The sequence below is a fragment of the Acidobacteriota bacterium genome (assembly GCA_016184105.1).
Lineage (GTDB): Bacteria > Acidobacteriota > Vicinamibacteria > Vicinamibacterales > 2-12-FULL-66-21 > JACPDI01.
On record JACPDI010000035.1, the window covers coordinates 18,551 to 45,303 of the forward strand.

At 68.8% G+C, this 26,753-nt stretch carries 20 protein-coding genes and 1 pseudogene; 5 read left to right on the forward strand and 16 right to left on the reverse strand.

Annotated features, from left to right (window positions below):
- Window position 1 precedes the first annotated feature (1 nt).
- The 10 genes from HYU53_13025 to HYU53_13070 form a co-directional block, all read right to left on the reverse strand.
- Entirely contained in the window at window positions 2–2,533 is a 2,532-nt protein-coding gene (locus HYU53_13025) for a hypothetical protein (GenBank protein MBI2222115.1), read from the reverse strand.
- Window positions 2,530–3,840 (reverse strand): class I SAM-dependent RNA methyltransferase, encoded by a 1,311-nt coding sequence (locus HYU53_13030; protein MBI2222116.1) that lies wholly within the window; start codon window positions 3,838–3,840, stop codon window positions 2,530–2,532. Before HYU53_13030 ends, HYU53_13025 begins: the two co-directional genes overlap by 4 nt.
- 15 nt (window positions 3,841–3,855) lie before the next feature.
- On the reverse strand, window positions 3,856–4,548 hold the full coding sequence (locus tag HYU53_13035) for a hypothetical protein (protein MBI2222117.1): 693 nt from the start codon (window positions 4,546–4,548) through the stop codon (window positions 3,856–3,858).
- A 15-nt stretch (window positions 4,549–4,563) separates the two neighbouring features.
- Window positions 4,564–5,346: a type III pantothenate kinase gene (locus tag HYU53_13040; protein ID MBI2222118.1), complete on the reverse strand. Its 783-nt coding sequence runs from the start codon at window positions 5,344–5,346 to the stop codon at window positions 4,564–4,566.
- Entirely contained in the window at window positions 5,331–6,074 is a 744-nt protein-coding gene (locus tag HYU53_13045; GenBank protein MBI2222119.1) for a biotin--[acetyl-CoA-carboxylase] ligase, read from the reverse strand. The genes HYU53_13040 and HYU53_13045 overlap by 16 nt, the downstream gene beginning before the upstream one ends.
- Window positions 6,075–6,087: 13 nt before the next feature.
- On the reverse strand, window positions 6,088–6,978 hold the full coding sequence (nadC, locus tag HYU53_13050; GenBank protein ID MBI2222120.1) for a carboxylating nicotinate-nucleotide diphosphorylase: 891 nt from the start codon (window positions 6,976–6,978) through the stop codon (window positions 6,088–6,090).
- Window positions 6,953–9,505 (reverse strand): valine--tRNA ligase, encoded by a 2,553-nt coding sequence (gene valS / locus HYU53_13055; protein ID MBI2222121.1) that lies wholly within the window; start codon window positions 9,503–9,505, stop codon window positions 6,953–6,955. Before valS ends, nadC begins: the two co-directional genes overlap by 26 nt.
- The gene (locus HYU53_13060) at window positions 9,505–10,545 is read right to left on the reverse strand and encodes a response regulator (protein MBI2222122.1); all 1,041 of its coding nucleotides are present in this window, start codon (window positions 10,543–10,545) and stop codon (window positions 9,505–9,507) included. The genes valS and HYU53_13060 overlap by 1 nt, the downstream gene beginning before the upstream one ends.
- A gap of 1 nt (window position 10,546) precedes the next feature.
- The gene (locus HYU53_13065; GenBank protein ID MBI2222123.1) at window positions 10,547–10,954 is read right to left on the reverse strand and encodes a cobalamin B12-binding domain-containing protein; all 408 of its coding nucleotides are present in this window, start codon (window positions 10,952–10,954) and stop codon (window positions 10,547–10,549) included.
- Window positions 10,955–11,018: 64 nt separating this feature from the next.
- Entirely contained in the window at window positions 11,019–12,689 is a 1,671-nt protein-coding gene (locus HYU53_13070; GenBank protein ID MBI2222124.1) for a methylmalonyl-CoA mutase family protein, read from the reverse strand.
- A gap of 508 nt (window positions 12,690–13,197) precedes the next feature.
- Between HYU53_13070 and HYU53_13075 the strand changes: the two genes are divergently transcribed.
- From HYU53_13075 to HYU53_13085, 3 genes are all read left to right on the forward strand, one after another.
- Window positions 13,198–13,878, forward strand: coding sequence for an NYN domain-containing protein (locus HYU53_13075; GenBank protein MBI2222125.1), 681 nt, complete (start codon window positions 13,198–13,200; stop codon window positions 13,876–13,878).
- Between the two features lie 181 nt (window positions 13,879–14,059).
- A complete protein-coding gene (locus HYU53_13080) occupies window positions 14,060–15,352 on the forward strand; it encodes a Glu/Leu/Phe/Val dehydrogenase (GenBank protein MBI2222126.1) in 1,293 nt (430 codons plus the stop codon).
- A gap of 122 nt (window positions 15,353–15,474) precedes the next feature.
- Entirely contained in the window at window positions 15,475–18,111 is a 2,637-nt protein-coding gene (locus tag HYU53_13085; GenBank protein ID MBI2222127.1) for a nucleotidyltransferase domain-containing protein, read from the forward strand.
- Between the two features lie 24 nt (window positions 18,112–18,135).
- Here the strand turns inward: HYU53_13085 and HYU53_13090 are convergent, their stop codons facing one another.
- Complete coding sequence (locus HYU53_13090) at window positions 18,136–20,169, reverse strand: VWA domain-containing protein (protein ID MBI2222128.1); 2,034 nt, start codon at window positions 20,167–20,169, stop codon at window positions 18,136–18,138.
- Window positions 20,170–20,280: 111 nt separating this feature from the next.
- On the opposite strand from HYU53_13090, the pseudogene HYU53_13095 reads away from it, so the two are divergent.
- Window positions 20,281–21,337 (forward strand): annotated as a pseudogene (locus tag HYU53_13095) (acyl-CoA dehydrogenase family protein).
- Window positions 21,338–21,395: 58 nt separating this feature from the next.
- On the opposite strand, the gene HYU53_13100 reads toward HYU53_13095, so the two are convergent.
- The 4 genes from HYU53_13100 to HYU53_13115 are packed head-to-tail and all read right to left on the reverse strand — an operon-like array spanning window position 21,396 to window position 25,269.
- Entirely contained in the window at window positions 21,396–22,544 is a 1,149-nt protein-coding gene (locus tag HYU53_13100; GenBank protein ID MBI2222129.1) for an acyl-CoA dehydrogenase family protein, read from the reverse strand.
- Window positions 22,545–22,601: 57 nt separating this feature from the next.
- Window positions 22,602–23,102: an HIT domain-containing protein gene (locus HYU53_13105; GenBank protein ID MBI2222130.1), complete on the reverse strand. Its 501-nt coding sequence runs from the start codon at window positions 23,100–23,102 to the stop codon at window positions 22,602–22,604.
- 51 nt (window positions 23,103–23,153) lie between these two features.
- On the reverse strand, window positions 23,154–23,510 hold the full coding sequence (locus HYU53_13110; GenBank protein MBI2222131.1) for an integration host factor subunit beta: 357 nt from the start codon (window positions 23,508–23,510) through the stop codon (window positions 23,154–23,156).
- 28 nt (window positions 23,511–23,538) lie between these two features.
- Window positions 23,539–25,269, reverse strand: a complete 1,731-nt coding sequence (locus tag HYU53_13115; GenBank protein MBI2222132.1) for a 30S ribosomal protein S1 — start codon at window positions 25,267–25,269, stop codon at window positions 23,539–23,541.
- Window positions 25,270–25,404: 135 nt separating this feature from the next.
- Here HYU53_13115 and HYU53_13120 point away from each other — a divergent pair, with 135 nt between their 5' ends.
- A complete protein-coding gene (locus tag HYU53_13120; protein ID MBI2222133.1) occupies window positions 25,405–26,031 on the forward strand; it encodes a hypothetical protein in 627 nt (208 codons plus the stop codon).
- Between the two features lie 25 nt (window positions 26,032–26,056).
- On the opposite strand, the gene HYU53_13125 is transcribed toward HYU53_13120, so the two are convergent.
- A complete protein-coding gene (locus tag HYU53_13125; GenBank protein ID MBI2222134.1) occupies window positions 26,057–26,707 on the reverse strand; it encodes a (d)CMP kinase in 651 nt (216 codons plus the stop codon).
- Between the last annotated feature and the right edge of the window lie 46 nt (window positions 26,708–26,753).

The window sequence follows — 26,753 nt, forward strand, 5'->3', positions numbered from 1 at the left end:
ATCAGCGAGGGCGCACGGCCAGCGCCTGCTCGATCCAGTCGCGCTCTCCCTGGAACGTCACGTCGATCTCCATCCACCCGTCCCGCGTGCCACGCAGGGTGCCTCCGTCGATCGCCACGCGGTTGGAGGGAGCGCGCAGCCGGACGCGGTAGGTCCGTCCGCGCCGCCCCTGCAGTTTCGCCGTAAAGTCACGGCCGCTCGCCGACGTCCTGATGATGCGCAACCGTCCCGACGGGTCGCCGAGCGCCAGGGGGGCGTGCTCGGCCACCAGCTCGAACCCTTGCCGCACGCGTACGCGCTGCGTCTCCCGAGTCCGCCCGCCGGCGAACCGCAGCTCGCGCCCCGCACCCCGGACCTCGGCGCCCGGCGCCGGGGCCAGCTTGACGACGAGCGGCCGCGGTTGACCCTCGTTGCTGACCGACACCGCGATGCCGCCCGGCTCGCGGTCGAGGATCACGTCGAAGCTCGCGTCGCGCCAGCGCAGGCGGCGCAGCGTCATCCGGTTCCAGTCCGGCGGCATCTGCGGCTCGATCGTCAGAACGCCGTCGGGCGCGAGCGCCGGCGGCTCTCGCAATCCGATCATGCCGCGCATGATTCCCGACATGAGACCCGTTGTCGCAAACAGCTGGTGCGGCACCGCCGCGTCAACCGACCGCAGGAGGTCGCCTGAGAACAACTCGGGCATGTAGCCCCGCGGCTCGATGAACGTCAGCTCAGCCGTGCCATCGAGGTACGACCAGGCGGCGTCGGCGCGATGCTGCGAATAGAGCGCGAGGATGGCGAAGCCGCTCAGGAACGGCCACGCGGCGCCGTTGTTGTAGCTGAGAGGATCGTACAGCCGGCTCTCGCGCGACAGCATGCGCGCGCCCCAGTCCGCCCCGATGCCGGCCCCCGCCAGCTCGTCGAGCGCGCCGGCGACGGCGGGACGATCCGCGTCGAACACGCCCCGCCAGATCCCGAATGCCGGCCACACGGTCGGCTCCGCCTGCCCCTTTCCATCCTTCATGTACGCGAAGTTGATTCGCCTGCTCGCGTCGTCCAGGAAGCGTGCGTTCAGCGAGGCTCGTGCTTTCTCGTGGGCCGCGCGCGCGGTGTTGGACAGGGGATCGCCCGCGATCTCGGCGAGTTCCGCGGCGGCGGCCGCGGCCTCCGTCCAGGCCGCTCCGAGAAAGACGTCGGTCAGCACGTCGCGGCTCCGGAGCGCTCCCGTTTCAACCGCGGCGAGCCCCGCTTTCGTGTTGTCCATCAACCCGTCGCCGTCCTCGTCTGTCGACGCGCAGTACCCGTAGGCTTTCCTGATCGAGGGCCAGAACTCCTTCGCGAGCGCGATGTCGCCGCTCGCGCGCACGTAGTCGCGTACTGCCGTGATGTAGAGGGGCGTGGTGTCGGCATGGTAGTAGCCGTACGGGAAGTCCTCGAACCAGCGGATGTACGCCGCGCCCTGCGACAGCTCGTGCATCATCTTCCCGTCGGCGCGCTGCCGCTTGCGGAGGAACTCGAGCGATCGCTTGACCGTCTCGAAGTCGCCGTAGGCGGTGATGGCCCACGAGTTGATGAACGCGTCGCCGCCGAAGAACCAGCCGAAGCCGGGGCGCTCGGTCGTGCCGGACGGACCGAGCCCCGCGATCAGCCCGCACCCGAGCTGTGGGTTGCAGATGAAGCCCTTGTCGAGCGCGACCTTCCCCCACTCGAACGCGAGATCGAGCCGGTCGTCGGGCGTGTCGAGCGAGGTGAACGTGTCACGGAGGCCGCGGTAGTGCGCGGCCGCCTCGTGATACGCGTGTTCCGGGGCCGCGAGCAGGCCCGCGTAGATCGTCCTTGCGGCGTCGGGGCCGTTCGGCGTGGCGGCGATGGCGATCGGCACCAGGCCGCGAGCGGCGTCCTCAGGGCTCACCGCGATCGTGAACTGCGAGGGGGCGTCCGGCAGGTTGTGCGCCGGCTGCTCCGGCGGGGTGAGCGCGAGCGGTGAGCCGACAATCGCCGCGTGCGTTCGGCTGGCTTCTCCCGCCACGTACGCCTTCAGCGTGTCGTCCCAGTAGCTGTACTGGCCGCCGAGCGCGGCAGGCCACATCGGCTTCAGATCGATCCGGAACTTCACGATGACCTGCAGCGGCACCGACGTGCGAATATCCAGCAGCACGATGCCCCCCGCCTGGTCGCGCGGGACCAGCCAGATCGCATCGGCCGTGAACGAGTCGTGCGCGTAACGCACCGCGCTCGCCTCGGGGCGAACGTCCACGGACGCCGCGAGCGCGCTGCCAGGTATCGGGTCGGCGTGCGCCGGCGTGCGGAACGACAGCTCGAACCCGTGGAGCACCTTCAGCGGGTACACCCAGGCTTCGAAGGTGCCGTCTTCGCGTCCCAGAAACGCGGCGCGCAGCCCCGACGCCTCCATGTAGCGCTGCGGCCGCGCCGGCCCGCTCAGGGCGATGGGGTTGGTGCCACGATCGAACCGTGAAACGGTCTGCGCCGCGGCCGAGCCGGAGATGCCAATTTGCGGCAGCCACAACAGACAGATGATCCAGCGCCTCATGACGCCTCGGCCCTCTGCAGCACGGCGAGCGTCTCGACGTGCGCCGTGTTCGGGAACAGATCGAACGCTTCGAGATGCGCCAGGGCGTAGCCGGCGTCCACCGCCTGGCGCACGTCGCGCGCGAGCGTGGCGATGTCGCAGGACACGTAGACCAGCCGGGTGGCCCCGTGCGAGAGCACCGCGCGGAGCGCATCGCGCGAGAGCCCGGTCCGTGGCGGGTCGACGATGATGGTGGGCGCGCGCGCCCCCTGCCGCCTTGCCAGGTATCCCTCGACGGATCCGACCTCGACGCGCATGGCGCCGCCGCACTTGCGCGCATTCGAGACGAGATCCGCGCCGCTGATGCGGTCCCCTTCCACCGCGGTCACCTGTTCGCGCCCGGTCGCCGCAAGCGCGAGCGCGAACAGGCCCACACCCGCGTACAGATCCAGCACCTCCCCTTCGGCGGGGACCCACGCGAGCACGGCCTGCACGAGCCGCGGCAGCAGGTAACGATTGCCCTGGAAAAATGCCCGCGCGCTGCGCTCGACGCGCACGTCACCGAATCGCGCCGCGGGCACCCCCAGGACCTGGCTCAGCTCGTCGCCGACCAGTGGCACGCCACCCAGCCGCACGACGGGCGCGCCGCTCGCGAGCTGGCACGTGGCGCCGGTGATCCCCCGCACCCCCGCGATCGGCCCGAAGACCGTCGTGCGGACGCGCGCCGCGGGGCGCAGCTGCAGGTGGATTGCGCGCTCGCCGCCAGGGATGTTCTCTGAAAGCTCGATCGCCAGCACGCCCTCGGGGTCGATCTGTCGCAGCCGCTGCGAGACCTGCGCGATGACGCGCGAGGTCTCCGGCAGCAGCTGTCCGGTCGCGCCCGACTCGCACAACTCGTGGGTGCCCTCGCGAAAAAACCCGACGCGTCCCGCCATCACTTGAAAGCGGGCGCGCATGCGGTAGCCGTCCTCCCGCGAGCCGGTCACCGGCACGTCGCGATCGAGCGGCAGGCGCGCGAGGCGGGCGAACGCGTCGCGCACGACGTCGGCCTTGATCGCCAGCTGATGGGGATAATCGATGAAGGCGTACACGTTGCCGCCGCACGTCCAATCGCCGGCGACAAGACGCCGCGCCCGGTGGGGCTCCAAAATGTCGACGACGGCGGCATACGCGAGGGTCTTGTCCGCACGTTCGACCCTGGCGCTCACGCGCTCGCCCGGGATCGCGCCGCTCACGAGGATGACCTGGCCCTCGTGCCGCGCGATCATGCGGCCGCCGGCCGCGGGTTTCTCGATGGTGAGCTCGACGAGGTCGTTGGTGGCCAGCATCCGGTTGGGCCGCTTTCAGTCGCGATACGCGATGCGCGGAAGTCCGGCGCGCGCGCGCAGGAGTCGTCCGGTCGCGGCCGTCATCGCCTCAGCGTGCGCCTCCCGCGTCATGCGCGCGGCGAAACCGGACAGCTCCTGCTCCGCCTCGGCGGCCATCGCCGCCAGGGTCGCGGCATCGGCGGCCTCGCGCACCTGCGCGATCAAGTCGCGATCGATGGCCGCGAGCGTCTCGATCGCCGCCTCCCGCGCCGCGCCGCCCCGCGACGCCGAGGCGCTGCGCACCGCCTCCACGCGATCGATGGCCGCATCGATCGCGGCGGTCACCGCCGTGTCGCCGCTCGTGCCGCGCGCCGTCGTCAGCTTCTGCAGGACGCGCTGGAGGTGCGCGGGCAGCGACGGCTGGCGGGACGCCTGCTCGCCGGATGCGCCGGCTGCGGCCACTCGGACCGCGCGACGCCACTGGTCAAACGCGTCGAGCACGTCCGCCTCGCAGAACTCGATCCGCACGGGACGCCGGCGCGGCCCCTTCGCGTAGTAACGCTCGAAGTAGCGGTCGATTCCCTGGAAGGCGACTTTCAGCGGAATGCCCTGCTCCGCCCACCCGCAGACCGTCTCGAAGGCGGGACCGGCAATGCGGATCAAGTGGCCGTCGTTCTTCCGGCACAGGTGCGCTTCGAGTTCGCGGCAGTACTCCCCGGCGTCCACCATCAGTCTTCCGGGCCTTCAGTTCCTGTTCCGCTCCCAGATCATCTTCAGCCCGAGCAGCGTGAGATCCGGGTTGACCGTCTCGATCGTGTCGGTCTCGGCGGCAATGATCTCGGCGAGGCCGCCGGTGCCGATGCAGAACGCGCGGGCGGGACCAAGTTCCTTTCGCATCCGGGCCACGATGCCATCCACCATGCCGACGTAGCCGAAAAACAGCCCCGACTGCATCGACGTCACCGTCGTCCTGCCGATGACCGTCGCGGGCTTCTGCACGTCGACGCGGGGCAGCCGCGCGGCCCGCTGGAACAGCGCGTCCGCCGAGATCTGCACGCCCGGGCAGATCACGCCGCCCAGGTACTCGCCGCGCTCGGTGATCGCATCGAACGTCGTGGCCGTGCCGAAATCAACGACGATGATCGGAGCGCGCTTCTGTTTGCCGTACAGCTCGTAGGCGGCCACGGCGTTGACCACGCGGTCGGCGCCCACGTCCGTCTTCGGCTCGTAGAGCACCACCATGCCGGCGTTGCCGGCCGGATCCACCACCAGCGCGTCGCGCGAGAAATAGCGCCGGCACATCTCGACCGCGGGGCGCGTCAGCGGCGGCACGACGGAACTGAGGATGATCCCGGTAATCCGATCCCGCGGCAGCGCGGCGTGCGCGAACAGCTCGGAGACCAGGATGCCGAGCTCGTCGCTGGTGCGCTCGCGGTACGTGGCCAGCCGCCAGCTATGGCGAAGCTCCCGGCCTTCGAACACGCCCAGCACGATGTTGGTATTGCCGACGTCTATCGCCAGGAGCACGTGGTCACCTCTCCGGACACAATCCGCTCCACTCCCGCCGGCGTCCGCACGAGCAACGCGCCCTGCGCGTCGATGCCGGCCGTGACCCCCTCGCGCACGACGCCGTTCGCCGCCCAAGTCACGCGGGCACCGCGAGCGCCGGGTGACAGCTCCAACCAGCGCGCCAGGACGGCCGCCGCACGCCCGTCGAGCAGGTCGTCATACCGGCGGTCGAGCGCGGCCAGCGAATGCGACAGAACGCTCGACGCGTCGACCGGCCGCCCCAGTTCTTCCTCGAGCGACGTCGCCCGATCGCGAATCTCCGGGGGATACGCGCTCGGCCCCACGTTGATGCCGAACCCGAGCACCGCGTACTCCACGCGAGAGCCGCTCGCACTGCCCTCGACCAGGATGCCCGCCAGTTTGCGCCTTCCGCCCGGCGCGAGCAAATCGTTCGGCCACTTGATCTCGACGGCGAGCGCGGTGCTCTCCCGCACGGCCTCGCACAAGGCGACCGCGGCCGCCAGCGTCAGCAGTCCGACCACTTCGGCGGGCGGTTTCAGCAGCACCGACGCATACAGGCCGCTGCCGGGCGGCGAGTACCACGTGCGCCCGCGCCGTCCGCGTCCCGCCGTCTGCGAGTCCGCCACCAGGACGAACCCCTCGGCCTCTCCGCGCGCCCCCCGCGCCGCCACGAGGTCATTGGTCGACCCGACCTCGGTCTCGTAGACGATCTGGCGTCCAATCATATAAGGGGGACAGTCACACTTTCCGAGGCAGCGACCGGGACAGTGTGACTGTCCCCCTTTCTCCGATCTCCAGACTCAAGTCCGCCGCCGGCGCCGAGTGCGTGAGCCCGCCGACTGACACGAAATCCGCGCCGGTGGCGGCCAGCTCCGGCAGCCGGTCGAGCGTCACGCCCCCGGAGATCTCCGTCCTCGCGCGGCCGGCGATCCGGCCGAGCGCGTCCCGGATCTCCGCGATCGTCAGGTTGTCCAGCAGGATGATGTCGGCGCGGGCGGCGATGGCGGCATCCACATCCGCGAGCGACTGCGCCTCGACCTCAATCGGCAGACCGCGCGCGGCGGCTCGCATCCGCTCCACCGCCGCACCAATGCCGCCCGCCAGCCGGGCGTGATTGTCCTTGATCAGGATCGCATCGAAGAGGCCGAACCGGTGGTTCGTGCCCCCGCCGCAGCGGACGGCGTACTTCTCCAGCGCCCGCAGCGTCGGCGTCGTCTTGCGCGTGTCCAGGATGGTGATGCGGCCCGCGGCGGCATCCACGAACCGGCGCGTCATCGTCGCAATGCCGGAGAGGCGCTGCAGGAAGTTCAGCGCCGTCCGCTCCGCCGTCAGCAGCCCCGCCGCGGAGCCGTCGATCTCGGCCACGACGACGCCGGCCGGGCAGTGGTCGCCGTCATCGAGGTGCCGCGTGACCACGCTCCATTGATCGGCCTGGCGGAAGGCGTCCTCGGCGATGTCGAGGCCCGCCAGCACGAGCGGGGACTTGGCGACGAGCTGCGCGCGGCCGCGGCGCGAGGGCGCAACCGTCGCGCGCGTCGTGATGTCGCCCGTGCCGACGTCCTCCTCCAGCGCGCGCCGGACCAGATCCTGGTAGTCGGCCGGATCAAGCTTCGGTCGCGAGCTCGACATCGACGCCAAACTCCTGTGACTCGCGCGCCTCGATCTGCCGGATGAACCCGGCGGCGGTCACGTCGGCGCGCACCGCATCGAGGAGCGCGATGCGCTCGGCCGTGTCGCGGATCGACGCCCGCGCCACGGGCGACTTGAGCGGCTTCTGCGCTTCGGACTTCCGCTTCCTCACCTCGCTCAGCACGAGCGCCCCGAACTCGAGCGCGGAGGCGGCGCGGTCATCTTCCGCGCCGATCGCGCCCACGATCGCGTCCGCGTCCGGCCACGCCGCGCGATGCACCGATCCGTCCCGCCACCAGGACCAGGCTTCCTCGGTGACGAACGGCAGGAACGGCGCGAACAGCCGCAGGAAGGTGTCCACGGCCATCGCCATGGCGGCATTGGCGGACGCGGCGCCCGCAGCCCCCTGATCGCCGTAGCGCCGCGACTTCACCAGCTCGAGGTAGTTGTCGCAGAAAAACCAGAAGAACGATTCCGTGCGTTCGAGCGCCTTCGTGTAGCTGTAGGCCTCGAGGGCCTCGGTGGCCTCGCGCACGACGCGCGCGAGCATCGTGAGCATGCCGCGGTCCAGCACCTCGCTCACCGCTCCGCGCTCGCCGCCGGCGGAGGCCAGCACGAACTTGCTCGCGTTCAGAATCTTGATCGCGAGGCGCCGTCCCACTTTCATCTGGCCGGGATCGAACGTCGTGTCGGTGCCCGGCCGCCCGCCCGCCGCCCAGTAACGGACCCCATCGGATCCGTGCTCCTGCAGGAGCGCCATGGGCGTGATGACGTTCCCTTTCGACTTCGACATCTTCTTGCGATCCGGATCCACGACGAACCCCGAGATCGCGGCGTTCGCCCACGGCAGCCGCCCGTGCTCGAGATGCGACCGCAGCACCGTGCTGAAGAGCCACGTGCGGATGATGTCGTGCGCCTGCGGGCGCAGGTGCATCGGGAACACGCGCGCGAACAGATCCGCGTCCTCCTCCCACGCCGCGGCGATCTGCGGCGTCAGCGAAGAGGTCGCCCACGTGTCCATCACGTCCGGGTCGGCGATGAAGCCGCCCGGCCTGCCGCGCCGGTCCGCGCTGAATCCCGGCGGGACGTCGCTCGACGGATCGACGGGCAGCGACGCCTCGGGGGCAAGGATCGGATCGGCGTAGTCGACCGTGCCGTCGGTGCGCACGCGATACCAGAGCGGAAACGGCACACCGAAGAACCGCTGCCGGCTCACGCACCAGTCGCCGTTCAGCCCCTCCACCCAGTTCTCGTACCGCGCCCGCATGTACGGCGGGTGCCACTGCAGCTCGCTCCCGCGCGCGATGAGCGCATCGCGGAATTCGATCGTCCGGATGAACCACTGCCGGCTGGTGACGATCTCGAGCGGGCGGTCCCCCTTCTCGTAGAACTTCACCGGGTGCGTGATCGGGCGCGCGTCGCCGATCATGTCGCCGGTTCCCTTCAGGATGTCGGCGATGCGGTCGCGTGCCTTCGCGACGGGGAGCCCCTGGAGCTGCGCGTAGAAGCCGGCGGCCTGCGCCGCCTCGTTCGTCTCCCATCCCGCGGAGCCCCACGCGACCGGCGCGAGCCGCCCGTCGGCCTGGATGATCGCGCGGACGGGCAGGCGCAGCTCGCGCCACCACGTGACGTCGGTGAGGTCGCCGAAGGTGCAGCACATCGCGATGCCGGTGCCCTTTTCCGGGTTCGCGAGCGGGTGCGGCCGGATCGGCACGCGCGTCCCGAACAGCGGCACGCGGATGTCGCGTCCGAACAGCGGCGCGTAGCGCTCGTCGTCCGGGTGCGCGACGAGCGCCACGCAGGCCGGGATCAGCTCGGGGCGCGTGGTCTCGATGTCGATTTCCAGCTCGCCGGCCGTGCCGAACCGGACGCGATGGTACGCGCCCGGCATCTCGCGATCCTCGAGCTCCGCCTGCGCAACGGCCGTGCGGAAATCCACGTCCCAGAGCGTCGGCGCCTCGAGTCGGTACGCCTGGCCCCGCTGCAGCAGGCGGAGGAACGCGCGCTGCGACACGCGCCGCGCGCGCGCGCCGATCGTCGCGTACGTCATCGACCAGTCCACCGACAGCCCGAGGAAGCGCCACAGGTCTTCGAAGACCTTTTCGTCTTCGGCCGTCAGCCGCTCGCACAGCTCGATGAAGTTGCGGCGAGACACCGAGATTGGCGGCTTCGGCGGCTTCTCAGGGGCCACGAACGAGGCGTCGTGCGGCAGCGACGGGTCGCATCGCACGCCGTAGTAGTTCTGCACGCGGCGCTCGGTGGGCAGGCCGTTGTCGTCCCAGCCCATCGGGTAGAACACCTCGCGGCCGCGCATGCGCTGGTAGCGCGCGATGACGTCGGTGTGCGTGTACGAGAAGACGTGTCCGATGTGGAGCGATCCGCTGACGGTCGGCGGCGGCGTGTCGATCGCGTAGATGTCGGCGCGCGGGCGCGTGCGATCGAAGCGATACGTGCCTTCGGCCTCCCACCGCGCGCGCCACTTCTCTTCGAGCCCCTCCAGCGCGGGCTTCTCCGGGACGTGTGGCATCACAGCTTCGCTTGTTGTTTGATTCGCTCGATTTCCTCGCGGACGAGGCGTTCGGCGACATCCAGCACGGTCGAGCGCACGGCGTCGCCGGTGAGGCGCGACGCGACGCGACGCGCGATCTCGTCGATCGCCGCCTCGTCCAGGGAGGACGCGGCCGGCGGCGCGGCGGGCACGCCGACCTTCTGCTCCGCGGCCAGCAGCGCCGCGAACGCGTCGGCGAGCGCCGGCGCCTGCGCCGCCGGAGGCGACTCCGGCGCGATCGTGGGAATCTCGTTGGGCGGCGGCACGGGCGCGGCGCCGCGCGTGGCCGGCAAAGTGGCAGCGGGCGCGGCCGGCGGCTCGCGTGCGGGCTCGGGCGCGCTGCCGCCCTGGCGCGATTCGAAGGGAATGTCCCAGGTGCCGAAGTCGCCGTGTGCTTCCGGCGCCGCCGGCGCCGCAAGCGGCGCGTCGAAACCCGCCGCGGGCGCGGCGTCGGTCGAGAACGCGGCGTCGAGCCGATCGAAATAGTCGTCGAGCGATTCCAGCGATCTGGCCTCGCCCCCGGGCGAGTCGGCCCGCGGGGCGGACGGCGACGCGATCTTCGGCGTCACGTCAACCGGCTTGCCTGGCGCGGGAGACGTGGCGCCGGACGGGGCCGGCGGGCCGCCCGGCGATGCCCAGAGCGAGGCCGGGCGCCGTCCCGCCAGCAGATCCTTCACGCGGTTGATGACCATCTGCGGCTCGAACGGCTTGACGAGCACGCCGTCGCACCCCACCGCGTGCGCGCGCGCTTCGTCGATCGGCTCGAACGCGCCCGTCAGGAGCAGGACGGGGATGTGCGCCGTGCGCGGGTTGCCCTTGACGTGGGCGGCCACTTCGTAGCCGTCGCGCTCGGGCATGCCGATGTCCGCCAGGACGATGTCGGGCGGCTCGGCGTCGATGCGCGTCATGGCCTGCTGTCCGTCGCCGACGGCGACGACCTGGATGTTCTCGTCCGCGAACGTCAGCTCGATGACGCGCTGGATCGTCACGCTGTCGTCGGCCAGCAGGAGCTTCGGCATGTCAGACAGGCTCCGTGCGCAGCCGGGCATGCTGGTCGATGAAGGCGATGATCTCCTGCATCGGCGTGCCCGGCAGGAAGATGCCGGTGATGCCCATCGCGTTCAGCTTCGGGATGTCCACATCCGGGATGATGCCGCCCACCACGACCATGACGTCGCCGAGCCCCTTTTCCTTGAGCAGCTCCATGACGCGCGGGCACGCGTGCATGTGCGCGCCGGACAGGATCGACAGGCCGATGACGTCGGCGTCCTCCTGCAGCGCGGCGCCGACGATCTGCTCGGGCGTCTGCCGCAACCCGGTATAGATGACTTCCATGCCGGCGTCGCGCAGCGCGCGCGCGATGACCTTCGCGCCGCGGTCGTGCCCGTCCAGCCCCGGCTTCGCGATGACGACTCGTATTTTGCGCATAAGTTCCAGGTACCAGAGGCCAGGGACCAGACAGCCAACGTACCTGGCCTCTGGCCTCTGGCCCCTAGATCAACGGCTCTTCCTCGTACTCCCCCCACACCTCGCGGAGCGCGTCGCACATCTCGCCGACCGAGGCGTACGCGCGCGCGCAGTCCATGAGCGGGTACATCGTGTTCTCGCCTCCCGCCGCCGCCGCGCGCAGCGCGTCGAGCGCGCGGCGCACGGCGTCGTTGTCGCGCGACTTCTTCAGCGCGGCCAGCCGATCCACCTGCCGCTCGGCGGTGGTCTCGTCGATGTAGAGAATCGGGATCGGCTCCTCGTTCTCCATCACGAAACCGTTGACGCCCACGATGATCTTGTCGCGCCGCTCGACGGACTGCTGGAAGCGATAGGAGGCCTCGGCGATTTCCTTCTGCGGATAGCCCTGCTCGATGGCCGCGACCATCCCGCCCAGCCGGTCGATCGTGTCGACGTACTGCTTCGCGCCCTCTTCCATGTCGAGCGTGAGCTTCTCGACGAAGTACGAGCCGCCGAGCGGGTCCACCATGTTCGTGACGCCGCTCTCGTGGGCGATGATCTGCTGGGTGCGCAGCGCGAGCGTCGCGGCCTCCGCCGTCGGCAGCGCGAGCGCCTCGTCCAGCGAGTTCGTGTGGAGCGAGTTGGTACCGCCCAGCACGGCGGAGAGCGCCTGGAGCGCCGTCCGCACGACGTTGTTGTACGGCTGCTGCGCGGTGAGCGACACGCCGGCCGTCTGCGTGTGGAAGCGCAGCTTCCACGAGCGGTCGCTCTTCGCGCCGAAGCGGTCGCGCATCACCTCGGCCCACAGCTTCCGCGCCGCGCGGTACTTCGCGATCTCCTCGAAGAAATCGCTGTGCGCGTTGAAGAAGAACGACATGCGCGGCACGAAGTCGTCCACGTCGAGCCCCGCATCCACGCCCCACTGCACGTACTCGATGCCGTCGCGCAGCGTGAACGCCAGCTCCTGGAGCGCGGTCGAGCCCGCCTCGCGGATGTGATAGCCGCTCACCGAGATCGTGTTCCAGCGGGGCACTTCCTTCGAGCAGAACGCGAACACGTCGGTGATGAAGCGCATCGACGGCCGCGGCGGGAAGATGTACTCCTTCTGCGCGATGTATTCCTTCAGGATGTCGTTCTGGATCGTGCCGGAGAGCCGCCGCCAATCGGCCCCCTGCTTCTCGGCCACCGCGAGATACATCGCGAAGACGATCGGCGCGGGAGAGTTGATCGTCATCGACGTCGTGATCGCGCCCAGGTCGATGCCGTCGAACAACCGCCCCATGTCGGCCAGCGTGGCGATGCTGACGCCGCACTTGCCCACCTCGCCAAGCGAGAGACCGTGATCCGGGTCGCGCCCCATCAGCGTCGGCAGGTCGAAGGCCACGCTCAACCCGGTGCCGCCCGCCTTCAGCAGCTGCTTGTAGCGCGCGTTGGTCTCTTCCGGCGTCCCGAACCCGGCAAACTGCCGCATGGTCCAGAGCTTGCCGCGGTAGCCGGTGGGATGAATGCCGCGCGTGTAGGGAAACTCGCCGGGATGCCCGAGGTCGCGCTGGTAGTCGAGCCCGGCCACCTCGTCCGGGGTGTAGAGCCGGTCGATCTCGCGGCCGGAAATCGTCGTGAACGGCAGGCCGCGCTCCGGGCTCTTCTTGAGCACGACCGCGAGCGTTTCGCGCTCCCAACGCTGCTTGTCGGTCTCGGCGGTGACGCTCTTGGGCATGACGCATCAATTATATAGAAGGCTTGCCGCGTCACGCGCGGAACACGCAGACTCAATTGGGCTTCCGCGCATTGCACGCGTCCTGACCCGCGCGTCCGTGCCCCGGCCGGCGACGCGAGCCGGTCGGTGGCGGTCGCCGAGCACGCGCCAGCGATTTCACACGTTCGGCTGCCGGGAAATCGGCGAGACCACGGCGCGGCAGGAGGAGGGCGCGCGCCGGAGAGGTAGGACTGCTCGACGCCGTCGAGGTCGAGAAAGAAAGCTGCGTAGGCGGCCTGACACCTTCTCTTAAAACGTGGTACTTGAGCCGCTTAGGAACGATGTGCTATTTCGCTTTTATTGTGCTTGACGCGGCAGGTAATGGGGGCTTATATTGAGTGGCGTTGTAGCCCATCGCTGAGGTTCTCTGTACTGAGAACTGCAATCTCGGCGGTAATATTAGCCCCAGGGGGTACGCCGTCAGGCGATACCCCCTGATGTTTTTTTGAGGGTAAAAGAGAGGGCTGCAATGCCACGAGATTCGACTTCCGCGCCTGCCGCTTCCAGCACCAATATCACAATCACGCGAGTCCGTGTGTTTGTGGACTACTGGAACTTTCAACTCACGTTGAACGAGCGGATCGCCAAAAGCAAAAAGCTGGCAGACACTCGATTCCAAATCGAATGGCGGAAATTGGGTCCGTGGCTTGCCGCTCGTGCGTGCGAGGCGGCGGGCCTCTCCGGGCATTCGTTTGAAGGCGCACACCTGTACGTCTCGTACGATCCCCGCAAGGAGTCGGACAAGAAGTTCTTTGGCTGGGTTAATTCGTGGTTGACGAAGCAGCCGGGATTGATCGTCGAGTGCCGAGAACGGAAACCGAAGGCGGCGCCCGACTGTCCGGAATGCCATCAAACCATTGCCGATTGTCCGCATTGCAAGAGACCAATTCGACCAAGTCAAGAAAAGGGCGTCGACACATTGATCGCGACCGACATGATTCGCTTGGCTTGGGAGAGCGCGTACGACCTGGCCGTGCTTGCGACCTCGGACCGCGACCTGGTTCCGGCCGTGGAATTTCTGAATACGAAGGGCCGAAAGGTCGTTCACGCCGCGTTGCCGCCGAAGGGGGCGGACCTGTCGAGCGTGTCGTGGGCGATGTTCGATGTCTTCGACCGGTACACAGAAATCGAACGTCCGCCTGTAAAGTAGCCGAACGACACGGCTCAGCGAAAGTTGACCACTGCCGGGTGCGGCGCGCGGGTGGACAGCGGCGGTGTTTCACGCTACGCTGGAGGGTCTTCGCGCCGCCTCATGGCACCGGTGATGCACCGTCCTCTCACCTGCGCGCGTCGCCTGTACGCGCGAGGTACCCCCAATGAGCACAGCCATCATGTCGGAACACACATCATTCAACGCGTTTGAAATGGCGCAGCGGCAGTTCGACCGCGTCGCCGATCTGCTCGATCTCGACCGCGCGACGCGAGAGCTGCTCCGCGTCCCGCAGCGCGAGTACCACTTCACCATTCCCGTCCGGATGGACGACGGGCACGTGAAGATCTTCCCCGGCTTCCGGGTGCAGCACAACGACGCGCGCGGCCCGTCCAAGGGGGGCATCCGCTTTCACCCTCAGGAGACGATCGACACCGTCCGCGCGCTCGCGATGTGGATGTCCTGGAAGTGCGCGGTGGTGGACATCCCGCTCGGCGGCGGCAAGGGGGGCGTCGTCTGCGACCCGCACAATCTCAGCGCGCACGAGCAGGAGCTGGTTTGCCGCGGCTGGGTGCGCCAGGTCGCGCGCGACATCGGCCCGCTCGTCGATGTGCCCGCGCCCGACGTCATGACCAACCCGCAGCACATGGTGTGGATGCTCGACGAGTTCGAGACCATCAATAAAGGCCAGCACTACCCGGGTTTGATCACCGGCAAGCCGGTGGGGCTCGGCGGGTCGCTCGGCCGCACCGAGGCGACGGGCTACGGCGTGGTCTTCACCATCCGCGAGGCGCTGAAGGCCATGGGCGCCAGGATCGACGGGTGCACCGCCAGCGTCCAGGGCTTCGGCAACGTCGCGCAGTACGCGATCCAGCTGTTCACCAACCTGGGCGGGAAAGTGATCGCGGTCTCGTCGTGGGATCAGAAGGATCAGGCCGCGTACACCTGCCGCCGGGCCGACGGCCTGCAGTTCGACTCGCTCATGCAGATCACCGACAAGTTCGGCGGGATCGACAAGGCCAAGGCGCGGGACATCGGGTGCGAGATCCTGCCCGGCGGCGCCTGGATCGAGCAGGAAGTGGACGTAGTGATTCCCGCGGCGCTCGAGAACCAGGTGCGCGCGGACAACGTCGAGAAGATCGCCCGCAGCGTCCGCGTTCTCGCCGAGGGAGCGAACGGCCCGACGGCGCCGGAAGCCGACGAGGTGCTGAAGAAGCGGAACATCTTCAACATTCCCGACTTCCTCGCCAACGCCGGCGGCGTCACCTGCAGCTACTTCGAGCAGGTGCAGAGCAACATGAACTACTACTGGGAGCGCGAAGAGGTCCTGAGCAAGCTGGACACGAAGATGACCAGCGCGTTTGCGGGCGTCTACGACATCGCGCAGCGCCAGAAGCTCTACATGCGCGACGCCGCCTACGTCGTCGCCATCAACCGCGTCGCCCGGGCGTGCAGGGATCGAGGGTGGGTATAGCTGTACACTAAGGGCCGCACGTCCCTGTGGGCGTGCGGCCCTTTTCCATGTCCGACTGGCAGTCCGTCGTTTCATTCCTCCGCGAGAGTGACCCGGCTCTCCTCGGCCGTATCACCCGGCGCATGGTGAACCACCTGTGCTGGCGGGGGATCAACGAGGCGCAGCCGTTGCTGCAACGCGCCGCCGCGGGGCTGCCGGAAGAAGACGCCCTGACCGACAACCAGCCGATCGCGGTGCGGGCCGCGACCGCTCCGGTCGAGGAAACCTTCGGCATCGCGTCGCGCCACCTCGCGCCCGAGGAAATCCTCAAGGACCTCGAAAAGTGGATCAAGGACGACAAGTCCGGCATCCTCATCGAGGCGGTCCAGCGGCAGCACCGGTCGCTCTCCGACATCGCGCAGGCGCTGCACTTCCAGGAGCATTTCGCCGGGCGGGACCGCGAGCTGTCGCGTGCCGTCCGCACGGGGCTGCGCGCGGCGCTCGCCCGCCGCCTCCTGACCGACGACATCGAGTTCGTCGCCAAGGCGAAGCGGTTCATCGGCGTCGAGGACTACAGCCGCGTGCTCTCTCGAACGGTCGACGCCGCGAGCAGTCACGGGAAGCTGGGCGGGAAGGCGTCCGGACTGCTGCTCGCCGCCGCGATCATCGGCCGCGCGCACGAGGACGCGGAGCTCCTCGGTGAGATCAACGTTCCCAAGACGTGGTACCTCACCTCGGACGCCGCGCTCGCCTTCTTCGAGTACAACGAGCTGGACGACGTGCAGAACCGGAAGTACCTGGACATCGAGCAGATCCGGCGCGAGTACCCGCAGATCGTGCAGGTGTTCAAGCACTCCGAGTTCCCGCCGGACCTCGTGGAGGGCCTGTCGAACGCGCTCGACGACTTCGGCGAGGTCCCGCTGATCGTCCGCAGCTCGTCGCTGCTCGAGGACCGCATCGGCAGCTCGTTCTCCGGGAAGTACAAGAGCCTGTTCCTCGCCAACCAGGGCACGAAGCGGGAGCGGCTGGCCGCGCTGCTCGATGCGATCGCCGAGGTCTACGCCTCGGTCTTCGGCCCCGACCCCATCGAGTACCGCGCGGCCCGCGGGCTCCTCGACTTCTACGAGGAGATGGCGATCATGATCCAGGCGGTGGTCGGCACGCGGGTCGGGCCCTACTTCCTCCCGGCGTACGGCGGCGTCGCGTTCAGCCGCAACGAGTTCCGGTGGTCGCCGCGCATCCGGCGGCAGGACGGGCTCCTCCGGCTCGTGCCGGGCCTCGGCACCCGCGCGGTCGATCGGGTCAGCGACGACTACCCGGTGCTCATCGCGCCGGGGCAGCCGGGCCTGCGCGTGAACGTCACGCGCGAGGAGATCGAGCGCTACTCGCCCAAGAAGATCGACGTCATCAACCTGGAGACGCGGCAGTTCGAGACGGTGCTCGTCTCCGACCTGATCGCGCAGCACGGCGACGAGTACCCGATGGTCCGCCGGATCATCTCCGTCATGGATGAAAGCGGCGTGCTGCGGATGCCCCCGTTCGGGTGGAACCCGAAGCGCGCGGTGACGGTCGTGACCTTCGAAGGGCTGGTGCGCGACACGCGCTTCATCGCGAAGATGCGGGCGCTGCTGCGCGTGCTCAGCGACAAGCTCGAGATGCCGGTCGACATCGAGTTCGCGTCCGATGGCGAACGGTTCTACCTGCTGCAGTGCCGCCCCCAGAGCTCCGCGGCCGCCGAGGCGGCCGTCTCGGTGCCCCAGGACGTGCCGCGCGACCGCGTGCTGTTCTCGACGAAGCGGTACGTGTCCGACGGGCGCGTCCCCAACCTCACGCACATCGTGTACGTCGATCCGGAAGGCTACCAGTCGCTCGCGAAGCGCACCGACCTGATCGAGGTGGGCCGTGCCGTGGGACGGCTGAACAAGCTGCTGCCGAAGCGGCGTTTCGTGCTCATCGGGCCGGGGCGCTGGGGCAGCCGCGGCGACATCCGGCTGGGCGTGCAGGTCACCTATTCGGACATCAACCACTCCGCGATGCTGATCGAAGTGGCGGCGCGCCGCGGCAGCTACGTGCCGGAACTGTCGTTCGGCACCCACTTCTTCCAGGACCTGGTGGAGTCGGCGATCAGGTATCTGCCGATCTTCCCCGACGACCCCGACACGATCTTCGACGTCAACTTCCTGCAGACCAGGCCGAGCGTCCTGGCCGCCATGCTCCCGAAGTACGCGCACCTGGCGCGCGCGATCCGCGTCATCGACGTCGCCGAGGCCACGGGCGGGCTCACGCTGCGCGTCCTGATGAACGCCGACCAGGAGCAGGCGCTCGGGATGTTTGCGGAGCCCGAAGCCGTGCAGGCGCGGAGCCTCCGGGCCGTGGAGCCGGCGGCGGCGCCGCCGTCCTACTCGAGCGACGAGCACTCGCGCTGGCGCATGCGAATGGCGGAACGCATCGCCGAGGAGGCGGACATCGACCGCCTCGGGATCGAAGCGTTCTATGTCTTCGGGAGCACCCGGAACGGGACGGCGGGCGCGTCGAGCGACATCGACCTGCTCGTGCACTTCGCCGGCAGCTACAACCAGCGGCGCGCCCTCATGGACTGGCTCGACGGCTGGAGCGCCGCCCTCGCCGAGACGAACTACCTGCGCACCGGCCGCCGCACCCCCCGCCTCCTCGACGTGCACATCGTCACCGATGACGATGTCGCGCTCAGGCGCGGGTACGCGGTGAAGATCGGGGCCGCGACCGACGCGGCGCGGCCGCTGCGCGTGCGCGGGCGATAGTCAGTGGATTGAGCCCGGCCGACGTCAGCTCCCGACCCGAAACGCCACCAGTTCCTTCGCCTCGCCCTCGGCCGCCGAGGCCTTGATCTCCACGAGGTACTCGCCGGCCGCGAGCGCGGCCAGCGGCAGCTCGGCCTCGAAGTCGCGCGCGCCGCCGGTCGGCGCCTTCATCGGCAGATCCGCCATCGGCTTGCCGGTTCGATTGAGGAGACGCGCGGTCACCGCCGGCGGCTGGTCGCCCGGCGAATAGGCCTGGACGCGGACAACCAGGCGCTCGGCGCGGCTGAACTCGCGTGACGCGGTCGGAGAGGCCGCGGCGTCCGCGCGCAGCGCGTTCAGGTCGCGCGCCGTCCGGCCGCGCAGGAGGACCGGGGTCGACAGCTGAAGCTGCGGCCGGAGGTAATCGGCAGCCACCAGCTCGCGGCTGTCCGAATCGATCACGCGGCCGTCAGCGGCCTCGATGTTGTAGCGAATCTGCACCGGGCCAGGCGGCACCACGAATCGCGCCGCCGTGCGCTCCTCCACCGTCCCGCGGAACAACGGCTCGCCGCCGGGAGCCACGACCGTCAGCGAGATTCTGGCCGGTGTCGCGCCACCGACCGATCCCGGGCCGGCCGACGCCGGCTCCCACGCGAAGGTCACCTGCGTCCTGCCGTCATCGGCACGCATGGTGCCGATCCACGTGCGAGCGGGGCGGCTGCGCGGCACGGCCATCGACGAGAGTGCGCGTTCGATTTCGGGCGGCACCGCGGGCGTGCCGGCCGCCGCGGCGGCGCCCGATTCGGTGATGCGCGCCGCGTCTTCCGCCGAGTACGCCCAGTAGCCCTTGCGCGCGCGGACCTGCACGCCGGGGCGCTTCACGCGCACCCTGATCGCGTGGAATTTCCCGTCGGCCGGCGACTCCGTGGAGTTGTAGCCGAGCAGGTAGTACGCGCTCGAGTCGCGCACGATCTGCCGCAGGCCGCCGTCCAGATCGTTGCGGTTGATGATCGCGCGCCCGTCGGTCTCGCCCGCCAGCGTGTAGAGCGTGTCGCGGGTCGCATTGGCCATCTGGCGATCGACGTTGCTCCCCACCCCTTCGTTGATGTCGAACTCGAAGGCCGACAACCCACGCGGATCGAGCGTGTAGATCGCGGTGTTGGAACGATTGGCGGCCGAGTAGACCTCGCGAAGCTCCGACATCAGGTCCACCTGCGCGAAAAAGTCGCGGGTGGTCGGCCCCGCCGAATCGGGCACCGCGCCCGGACGGCCGCGGGCGGGGTTTCCGTACCCGGGCATCGCCGCCACGGGGTCCGCCAGCTGAGCGGGCAGCGTGTTGGAGAACCCCTCGCTGACGAGGATCACGGCCTTCCGTCCCTCCCGCAGGCCGCCCAGGTGCGTGACGAGCGCGCGCAGCGCCGAGAGCGTCACCTGGTTGCGAATCTGTTCGACCGTCTCCGCGGGGTAGTACGCGTATCGCTCCTCGAACTCGTTGCGCGGCTCGTACTCGTACTTCCGGCCCAGGAAGCTCTTCAACGCGTTCGCCAGCCCGTCGCGGTTGCGCGACAGCGCGAAATCGCTGACCGGCGTGAGCGGATACATGATGCCGACCAGGTCGGTCGGCGCAATCTGCTGCTGCACGAACCGGACGAGCGGGTCGCGCACGCCCAGGCTCGCGCCGCGCCGCACGTGGTAGTCGTCCAGCAGGAACGCGAAGATGCGCACGTCGGCGCGCTCCGCCTCGCGCTCGATGTCCGCCTGCGTCCGGATCGGGGACGGGACGGTCCCGCCAGCCTCCTGCCCGACTCTGATCACCTGGAACGATTCGACCTTCTGCGGCTTCCCTTCCTCGGTCACCTCGAAGTCTTCGGGCTTCAGGTCGAGAACGGGGTTTCCCTTGTTGTCGGTCACGATGACGTCAACGCTGACGTAGCTGACGCCTCGCCGGAAAATCGGCTGCTGCGGTGCCTGCCCCGCCGGCGCCGGTGGCGGCTGCTGGCCGGCGGGGGTGGGCGTCTGCGCAGCGAGAGCGGCGGCGCCGAGCAGGAGGGCGAGCGGAACGACAATGGCTCTGTTCATGACAGATCGGACGATCTGGCGGCCCGGATGGAATGATAACATTTGCAGATTGTGAGCCAGCAGACAGTCGACAGCATTCCTCCACTGACCGTCCTGACCGAAGACGAGATCATCTTCCGTGACAGCGTGCGCGACTTCGCCGAAGACCACGTCCGGCCGCTCACCCGCGAGATGGACGAGCAGGCGAAGATCCCGAAAGAGCTGATCAAGAAACTGTTCGACCTCGGCGTCATGGGCATCGAAGTGCCCGAGGCGCACGGCGGCGCGGGCGGCCGCTTCTTCCATTCCGTGCTCGCGGTGGAAGAGCTGTCGCGCGTGGATCCGTCGGTGGGCGTGCTCGTGGACGTGCAGAACACGCTCGTGATCAACGCCCTGATGCGCTGGGGCAGCGACGCGCTGAAGCAGCGCTGCCTGCCGCGGCTCGCCGCGACGACCGTCGGCGCGTATGCCCTCTCGGAGGCCGGGTCGGGAAGCGACGCCTTCGCGCTGGCCTCCCGCGCCGTGGACAACGGCGACCACTACGTGCTCAACGGGCGCAAGCTGTGGATCACGAACGGCAACGAGGCGGACATCTTCATCGTGTTCGCCAGCATCGACCCCGGCGCCGGGTACCGGGGCATCACCGCCTTCATCGTCGAGCGCGGGTTCGACGGATTCACCGTTGGCAAGACGGAAGACAAGCTCGGGATCCGGGCGAGCAGCACGTGCGAGCTGATCCTCGAGGACTGCCGCGTGCCGAAGACCGGCGTGCTTGGCGAGGTCGGGAAGGGCTACAAGGTGGCGATCGAAACCCTCAACGAAGGGCGGATTGGCATCGGCCACGAAAGAACGCAGGCAGTTCGGGCAGCGCATCGCCGACTTCCAGGCGGTGCAGCACCAGCTCGCGCGCGCGGCCGCGGAGATCGAAGCCGCGCGGCTCAGCGTCTACAATGCCGCGCGGCTCCGGGATGCCGGCCGCCCGTTCCTGACCGAGGCGGCGATCTGCAAGCTGCTGTCGTCCGAAGTCGCCGAACGCGTGTCGTCGCTCGCCGTCAACCTCTTCGGCGGCTACGGCTTCGTGAAGGACTACCCCGTCGAGAAGCTGTACCGCGACGCCAAGATCGGGCAGATCTACGAGGGAACGTCAAACCTGCAGCTGCAGACGATCGCGAAACAGATCCTGGGATGAGAACAACGGAAAGCCTCTTGTGTTCTGCAATCCGTGAGAACCATCCGTCAGAGCCCGCTCAGCCCCGGAGCCCGAGCACCTGCTCGGCGATGATCATCCGCTGGACCTCTGAGGTGCCCTGGTAGATTTCCGTCGCGCGAACGTCGCGGAACAGCCGCTCGACGGTGGAGCCGCGGCGGTAGCCGGCGGAGGCCAGGATCTGCATCGCCTTGTCCGCCGCCCGGTGCGCAGCCTCGGACGCGGCGAGCTTCGCCATGGAGGCTTCGAGGCGGGCGGATGGCTTGCGGGTGCGCGCGTCGGCGGCCTGCCACATGAGCATGCGCGCGGCTTCCAGCTCGGTGGCCATGTCGGCGAGCATCCACTGGATCGCCTGATAGTTCGCGATCGGCTGGCCGAACGTCTCCCGCTGTTTCGCGTGCGCGAGCGCCTCGTCGAGCGCCGCGGCGCCGACCCCCAGCGCCTGCGCGGCGATCGCGACGCGCCCGCCGTCGAGCGCCCACAGCGCGATCTTGAAACCCTCGCCGCGCGAGCCGAGCATCGCCCCCGCGTCGACGCGCACGTCCTTGAGTTCCAGGTCCATGCACCCGAGCCCGCGGACGCCGAGCGAGTCGGCCGAGACGTGGCGGTGGACGCCGGGCGTATCGAACGGGATGAGGAACGCGGAGACCCCGCGGCCGCGCAGCCCGGGCTGCGTGGCGGCGAACACGACCGCGACGTCGGCCGCTTCGGCGTTCGCGGTCCACACCTTCCGCCCGTTGATCACGTACCCGCTGCCATCGAGGGTCGCGATGGTGCGCTGGTTCGCCGCGTCGGTCCCTGCCTGCTCCTCCGACAGCGCGAACACGCCGAGCCGGCGGCCGCTCACGAGATCGCGCAGCCAGGCGTCTTTCTGCGCGTCGCTGCCGAACTGCGCGATCGGCTCCGCGACGAGCGAGTTGTTGACGGCGAGGATGACGGCGACCGTCGCGCTGGCGCGCGCCACCGCTTCGAGCGCCAGCGCGTACGCCACGTAGTCCTGGCCGGCGCCGCCCCACTCGGGCGCGATCGTCGCGCCGCACAGCCCGGCCTTCGCGGCCTCGGCAATCAGCGCGCGTGGAAACTCGGCGTCGCGATCGATGTGCGCCGCCTGCGGCGCCACGCGCGCGGACGCAAACCGCGCCGCGGCGTCGCGGAAGGCGGATTGCTCAGGGGTGAAGGAGAAGTCCATAGTGGCGTAGACGTGTAGCCGCCGGTCTTCAGACCGGCGCAGCCGAAATCGCCGGCCTCAAGGCCGGCGGCTGCACAACCGCTCAAAGATCGGCCTCAGCCTCGCCGACACCTGCGGCAGTTCCTCCGGCAGGACGCGCACGTTGCCGACGACCGACATGAAATTGGTGTCGCCGTTCCAGCGGGGCACGACGTGGATGTGCAGGTGGTCGAGAACGCCGGCTCCGGCCGGGCGCCCCAGGTTGATGCCCATGTTCATCCCGTGCGGGGTGTAGGCCTCGGTCAAGGCGACTTCGGCGAGCTGCGTCAGCTGCATCAGCTCGCCCAGCTCCTCGGCCGTCGCGGACGCCAGCGTCCCGATGTGCCGCTTGGGGACCACCATCAGGTGGCCGTTGTTGTAGGGATACAGGTTGAGAATGACGAAACAGGTCTCGCCGACGTGGACGACGAGCGGCTCCGCCGCCGCGCGATCGAGCGCGCCGCAGAAGATGCAGCCCGGATCCGGATTACCGGTACCGGTCACGTACGCGAGCCTCCACGGGCTCCAGAGTCGCTCCACAGCGTGACTGGTGCGGCTGCCACGCCATTCGTGGCAGCCACAACAAGGATTTCAGGTGAGCATCGAATCGGAGCCGTTGGGGATCCCCGGGACCACCGACGCAGGAGCCGGCGCGACCGCCGCTTCCGCCTCGATGCGGTTGATCAGGTCCTTCAGCTCCTTGCCAGGCTTGAAGTAGGGCACCTTCTTCGGCGGCACGTCGACCTTGTCACCCGTCTTCGGGTTGCGTCCCTTCCGCGGCTCACGCTGCCGCAGCCGGAAGCTGCCGAACCCACGCAATTCGATCTTCTCGCCGCGGTGCAGCGCATCGATGATGCTCTTGAACACCGTGTCCACGATCAGCTCGGAGTGCTTCTTCGTGAGATCCGACACGCGCGAAACTTCTTCGACGAGTTCCGCCTTGGTCATTGGTGCCCCCATGAGGGTCCCCTTTCGCTTACTCGCCCCGATTCAGCTGCCGGAAGTGGTCGCCGAGCGTGGCGCCCGGGCGGCCGGACGACTCGTTGTACTCCTCCCAGTCGGTGCGGAACTCGTCGCTCTTCAGCGCGCGGATGCTGAGACCGATCTTCCGCTCGCCGGGCACGAGCTTGATGATCTTCATCTGGTAGCTCTCGCCCACCTGCAGCTCGAGGCGCTCGCCGCGCTGGTCGTCGAACTCCGACACGTGGATCAGCCCCTCGATGCCGTCCGCCAGCTCGACGAAGGCGCCGAAATTGGTGACGCGCACCACCTTGCCCTCGACGATCTCGCCGACCTTGTGCTGGGAGAAGAACTCGTCCCAGATGTCGGTCTGCAGCTGCTTGAGGCCGAGCGACAGCCGCTGGTTGTCGGCGTCGATATTGAGCACCATCGCCTGGACGGTGTCCCCCTTCTTGAGGACTTCCGACGGGTGCTTGATCCGCTTGCTCCACGACATGTCGGAGATGTGGATCAGGCCGTCGATGCCCTCCTCGACCTCGACGAACGCGCCGAACTCGGTGAGGTTGCGCACCTTGCCGGTGATGTTCGTGCCCACCGGGTACTTGTCGGCAAGCTCGTGCCACGGGTTCGACTCGACCTGCTTGAGGCCGAGCGAGATCCGCCGCGCCGCCGGATCCACGCCGAGGACCATCGCCTCGACCGGATCCCCCGCGTTCAGCACCTTCGACGGGTGCTTCACGCGCTTGCTCCACGACATCTCGGAAACGTGGATCAGCCCCTCGACCCCCGGCTCCAGCTCGATGAACGCGCCGTAGTCGGTGAGGCTCACGACCTTCCCGTTCACGCGGTGTCCCACCGGGTACCGCTCGATGACGGTCTGCCACGGATCGCCCACCAGCTGCTTGTGCCCGAGCGACACCCGCTCGGTCGCCGGGTCGTACTTGAGGACGACGACATCGATCTCGTCGTTGACCTTGAACAGCTCGGAGGGATGGCCGACGCGCCCCCACGACATGTCCGTGATGTGCAGCAGGCCGTCGATGCCGCCCAGGTCGATGAAGGCGCCGTAGTCGGTGATGTTCTTCACCGTGCCGCGCAGCACCTTGCCCTCGGCGAGCGTGTCGAGCGTGTGCTTCTTCCGCTCGGCGTTCTCCTCCTCGAGCAGCGCCTTGCGCGACAGCACGATGTTGCCCCGCTTCTTGTTGACCTTGATGACGCGCATGCGGAGCTCCTGCCCCTTCAGCGCGTCGAGGTTGCGGACGGGACGCACGTCGATCTGCGATCCGGGCAGGAACGCGCGGACGCCGATGTCCACCGCGAGGCCTCCCTTGATCCGCTCGATGACGCGGCCGATGACGACCTTCCGCTCCGCGTAGGCCTTCTCGACCTCGTCCCAGATCTTCATCTTCTCGGCCTTCTCGCGGGACAGCACGACGTAGCCGTCGCGGTCCTCGGTGCGCTCGAGCAGCACGTCCACCGTGTCGCCCGGCTGCACCGTCACGGTGCCGGTCTCGTCGATGAACTCCTCAATCGGGATCATCCCCTCCGACTTGTAGCCCACATCGACGACGACCTCCGACGGGGTGACCTTGAGCACGGTGCCCTTGACCACCTCTCCCTCGGAGAGATTCCGGAAACTGTTGTCATAGAGTTCCAGCAGTCGCTGATATTCCTCGGGATCGACCGCGTCGTCGCTGACAGCACCTCCTTCGATCGGTTTCTTCGTGATTTCGTTTGAACTTGCCATGAACTGCCGGTCCTCCTCTGACGAACTACCGGAATTTCGGGCTCCGGCGGACCCTAGATTGCTGTCGCTGGATTTGCGATAAGCAATACAATATAAATTACTTACAGGCGTACGGTCAAGCTAAAGAGGGGGCGCATGGCGAAGGCGAAGCGGCGAGCGGCGGGACGCAAGGGGGCGGCCAAACGGCGCCGGAAAGCGACAAAACCGGCGCGGAAACGAACCCGGAAGATGGCCCGGAAGACCGTCCGGAAGACCGCCCGCAGGACAACGTCGAAGAAAACCTCCCGGAAGCCGCCGGGACGGACCCCGCGGGCCAGCGCGCGCCTGAAGGCCCGCCCGACGGCAAAAGGGGGCCGATCGCCGTACCTGGAACGCGAGCGGAAGCGGCTCCCCGAGGTGGAGGAGGAGGACGTTCAGGGCCCGCCGTCTTCGCTCGACCTCGACCGTCACCCGTCGGCTGCGCGGACCGGTCGCGAGGAGCTGCGCGAGGCCTTGCGCGAGCACACCGAGACCAGCCCGGCCCTCACGGGAGGCGACGTCGACGCCGACTGGGAGAACGCGTACTCGAGCGGCGAGGAAGCGCCCGGCGGCGACAACCCGACGCCGGATCAGCAGCGCGTGGACGACATCGGCAAGGCGCTCGGCGTCGAGTACCAGGACAACGAGGAACTGCGCGGCGTGGACAAGATCGACGATCGCGACAAGAAGCGGTGGGAGCTGGATCCCGCGTCGGCGGAAGACTACAGAGAGCGGCAGAAGTAGGGTTCTGGGTTTGGAATCCTGAACCCTATTCGCGCGCTCGCACGATTTCCAGCACGCGGGCGACGACCTGTTCGACGGGCACCCCCGTCGTATCAATCACCACGGCGTCCGGCGCGATGGCGAGCGGCGAAGCCGCGCGCGTCGAATCGCTCCGGTCGCGCGCGGCCAGCGCGGTGGCCACCTCCGACAGCGCTCGCCCTTGCGAGCTGGCGTGCGCCGGGTCCAGCGCGCGGCGGCGGGCCCGTTCTTCGGGCGAAGCGTCGAGGTAGATCTTCACGTCGGCGTCCGGGAACACGACGGTGCCGATGTCGCGCCCCTCCATCACGATGGCGCCGTCCTGGCCGTACTCCCGCTGGCGCGCCACCAGCACGCGCCGCACCGCCGGATGCCGCGCCACCAGGGCCGCCGCGGCATCGATATCCGGCGTGCGGATGGCCGCGGCCACGTCGTGACCGTCGATCCGGATGCGCCCGGCATCCAGCTCGAAGATGGCGCGCTCGCCGATGGCCGCCACGCCAGCCTCCTCTGACAGATCCTGCCCCTCCTGCATCGCCTTCCAGGCGAGCGCGCGATACATCGCGCCGGTATCCACGTGTCGATACTGCAGCGCGCGCGCGACGGCGCGCGCCACGGTGCCCTTGCCCGCTCCCGACGGGCCGTCGATGGCGATGATCAGTGGCTTCATGTCCAGGCTTCAGGCACGAGGCACGAGAGACTTCCTT

Excerpts from the sequence above, each read along its gene's own strand:
- HYU53_13035 (MBI2222117.1), bottom strand. The coding sequence starts at position 4,548 with ATGGTGGACGCCGGGGAGTACTGCCGCGAACTCGAAGCGCACCTGTGC.
- HYU53_13100 (MBI2222129.1), bottom strand. The coding sequence starts at position 22,544 with ATGGACTTCTCCTTCACCCCTGAGCAATCCGCCTTCCGCGACGCCGCG.
- HYU53_13115 (MBI2222132.1), bottom strand. The coding sequence starts at position 25,269 with ATGGCAAGTTCAAACGAAATCACGAAGAAACCGATCGAAGGAGGTGCT.
- HYU53_13030 (MBI2222116.1), bottom strand. The coding sequence starts at position 3,840 with ATGCTGGCCACCAACGACCTCGTCGAGCTCACCATCGAGAAACCCGCG.
- valS (MBI2222121.1), bottom strand. The coding sequence starts at position 9,505 with ATGCCACACGTCCCGGAGAAGCCCGCGCTGGAGGGGCTCGAAGAGAAG.
- HYU53_13120 (MBI2222133.1), top strand. The coding sequence starts at position 25,405 with ATGGCGAAGGCGAAGCGGCGAGCGGCGGGACGCAAGGGGGCGGCCAAA.
- HYU53_13075 (MBI2222125.1), top strand. The coding sequence starts at position 13,198 with ATGCCACGAGATTCGACTTCCGCGCCTGCCGCTTCCAGCACCAATATC.
- HYU53_13070 (MBI2222124.1), bottom strand. The coding sequence starts at position 12,689 with ATGCCCAAGAGCGTCACCGCCGAGACCGACAAGCAGCGTTGGGAGCGC.
- HYU53_13085 (MBI2222127.1), top strand. The coding sequence starts at position 15,475 with ATGGTGAACCACCTGTGCTGGCGGGGGATCAACGAGGCGCAGCCGTTG.
- HYU53_13045 (MBI2222119.1), bottom strand. The coding sequence starts at position 6,074 with ATGATTGGACGCCAGATCGTCTACGAGACCGAGGTCGGGTCGACCAAT.
- HYU53_13060 (MBI2222122.1), bottom strand. The coding sequence starts at position 10,545 with ATGCCGAAGCTCCTGCTGGCCGACGACAGCGTGACGATCCAGCGCGTC.
- HYU53_13090 (MBI2222128.1), bottom strand. The coding sequence starts at position 20,169 with ATGAACAGAGCCATTGTCGTTCCGCTCGCCCTCCTGCTCGGCGCCGCC.
- HYU53_13110 (MBI2222131.1), bottom strand. The coding sequence starts at position 23,510 with ATGACCAAGGCGGAACTCGTCGAAGAAGTTTCGCGCGTGTCGGATCTC.
- HYU53_13080 (MBI2222126.1), top strand. The coding sequence starts at position 14,060 with ATGTCGGAACACACATCATTCAACGCGTTTGAAATGGCGCAGCGGCAG.
- HYU53_13025 (MBI2222115.1), bottom strand. The coding sequence starts at position 2,533 with ATGAGGCGCTGGATCATCTGTCTGTTGTGGCTGCCGCAAATTGGCATC.
- HYU53_13065 (MBI2222123.1), bottom strand. The coding sequence starts at position 10,954 with ATGCGCAAAATACGAGTCGTCATCGCGAAGCCGGGGCTGGACGGGCAC.
- nadC (MBI2222120.1), bottom strand. The coding sequence starts at position 6,978 with ATGTCGAGCTCGCGACCGAAGCTTGATCCGGCCGACTACCAGGATCTG.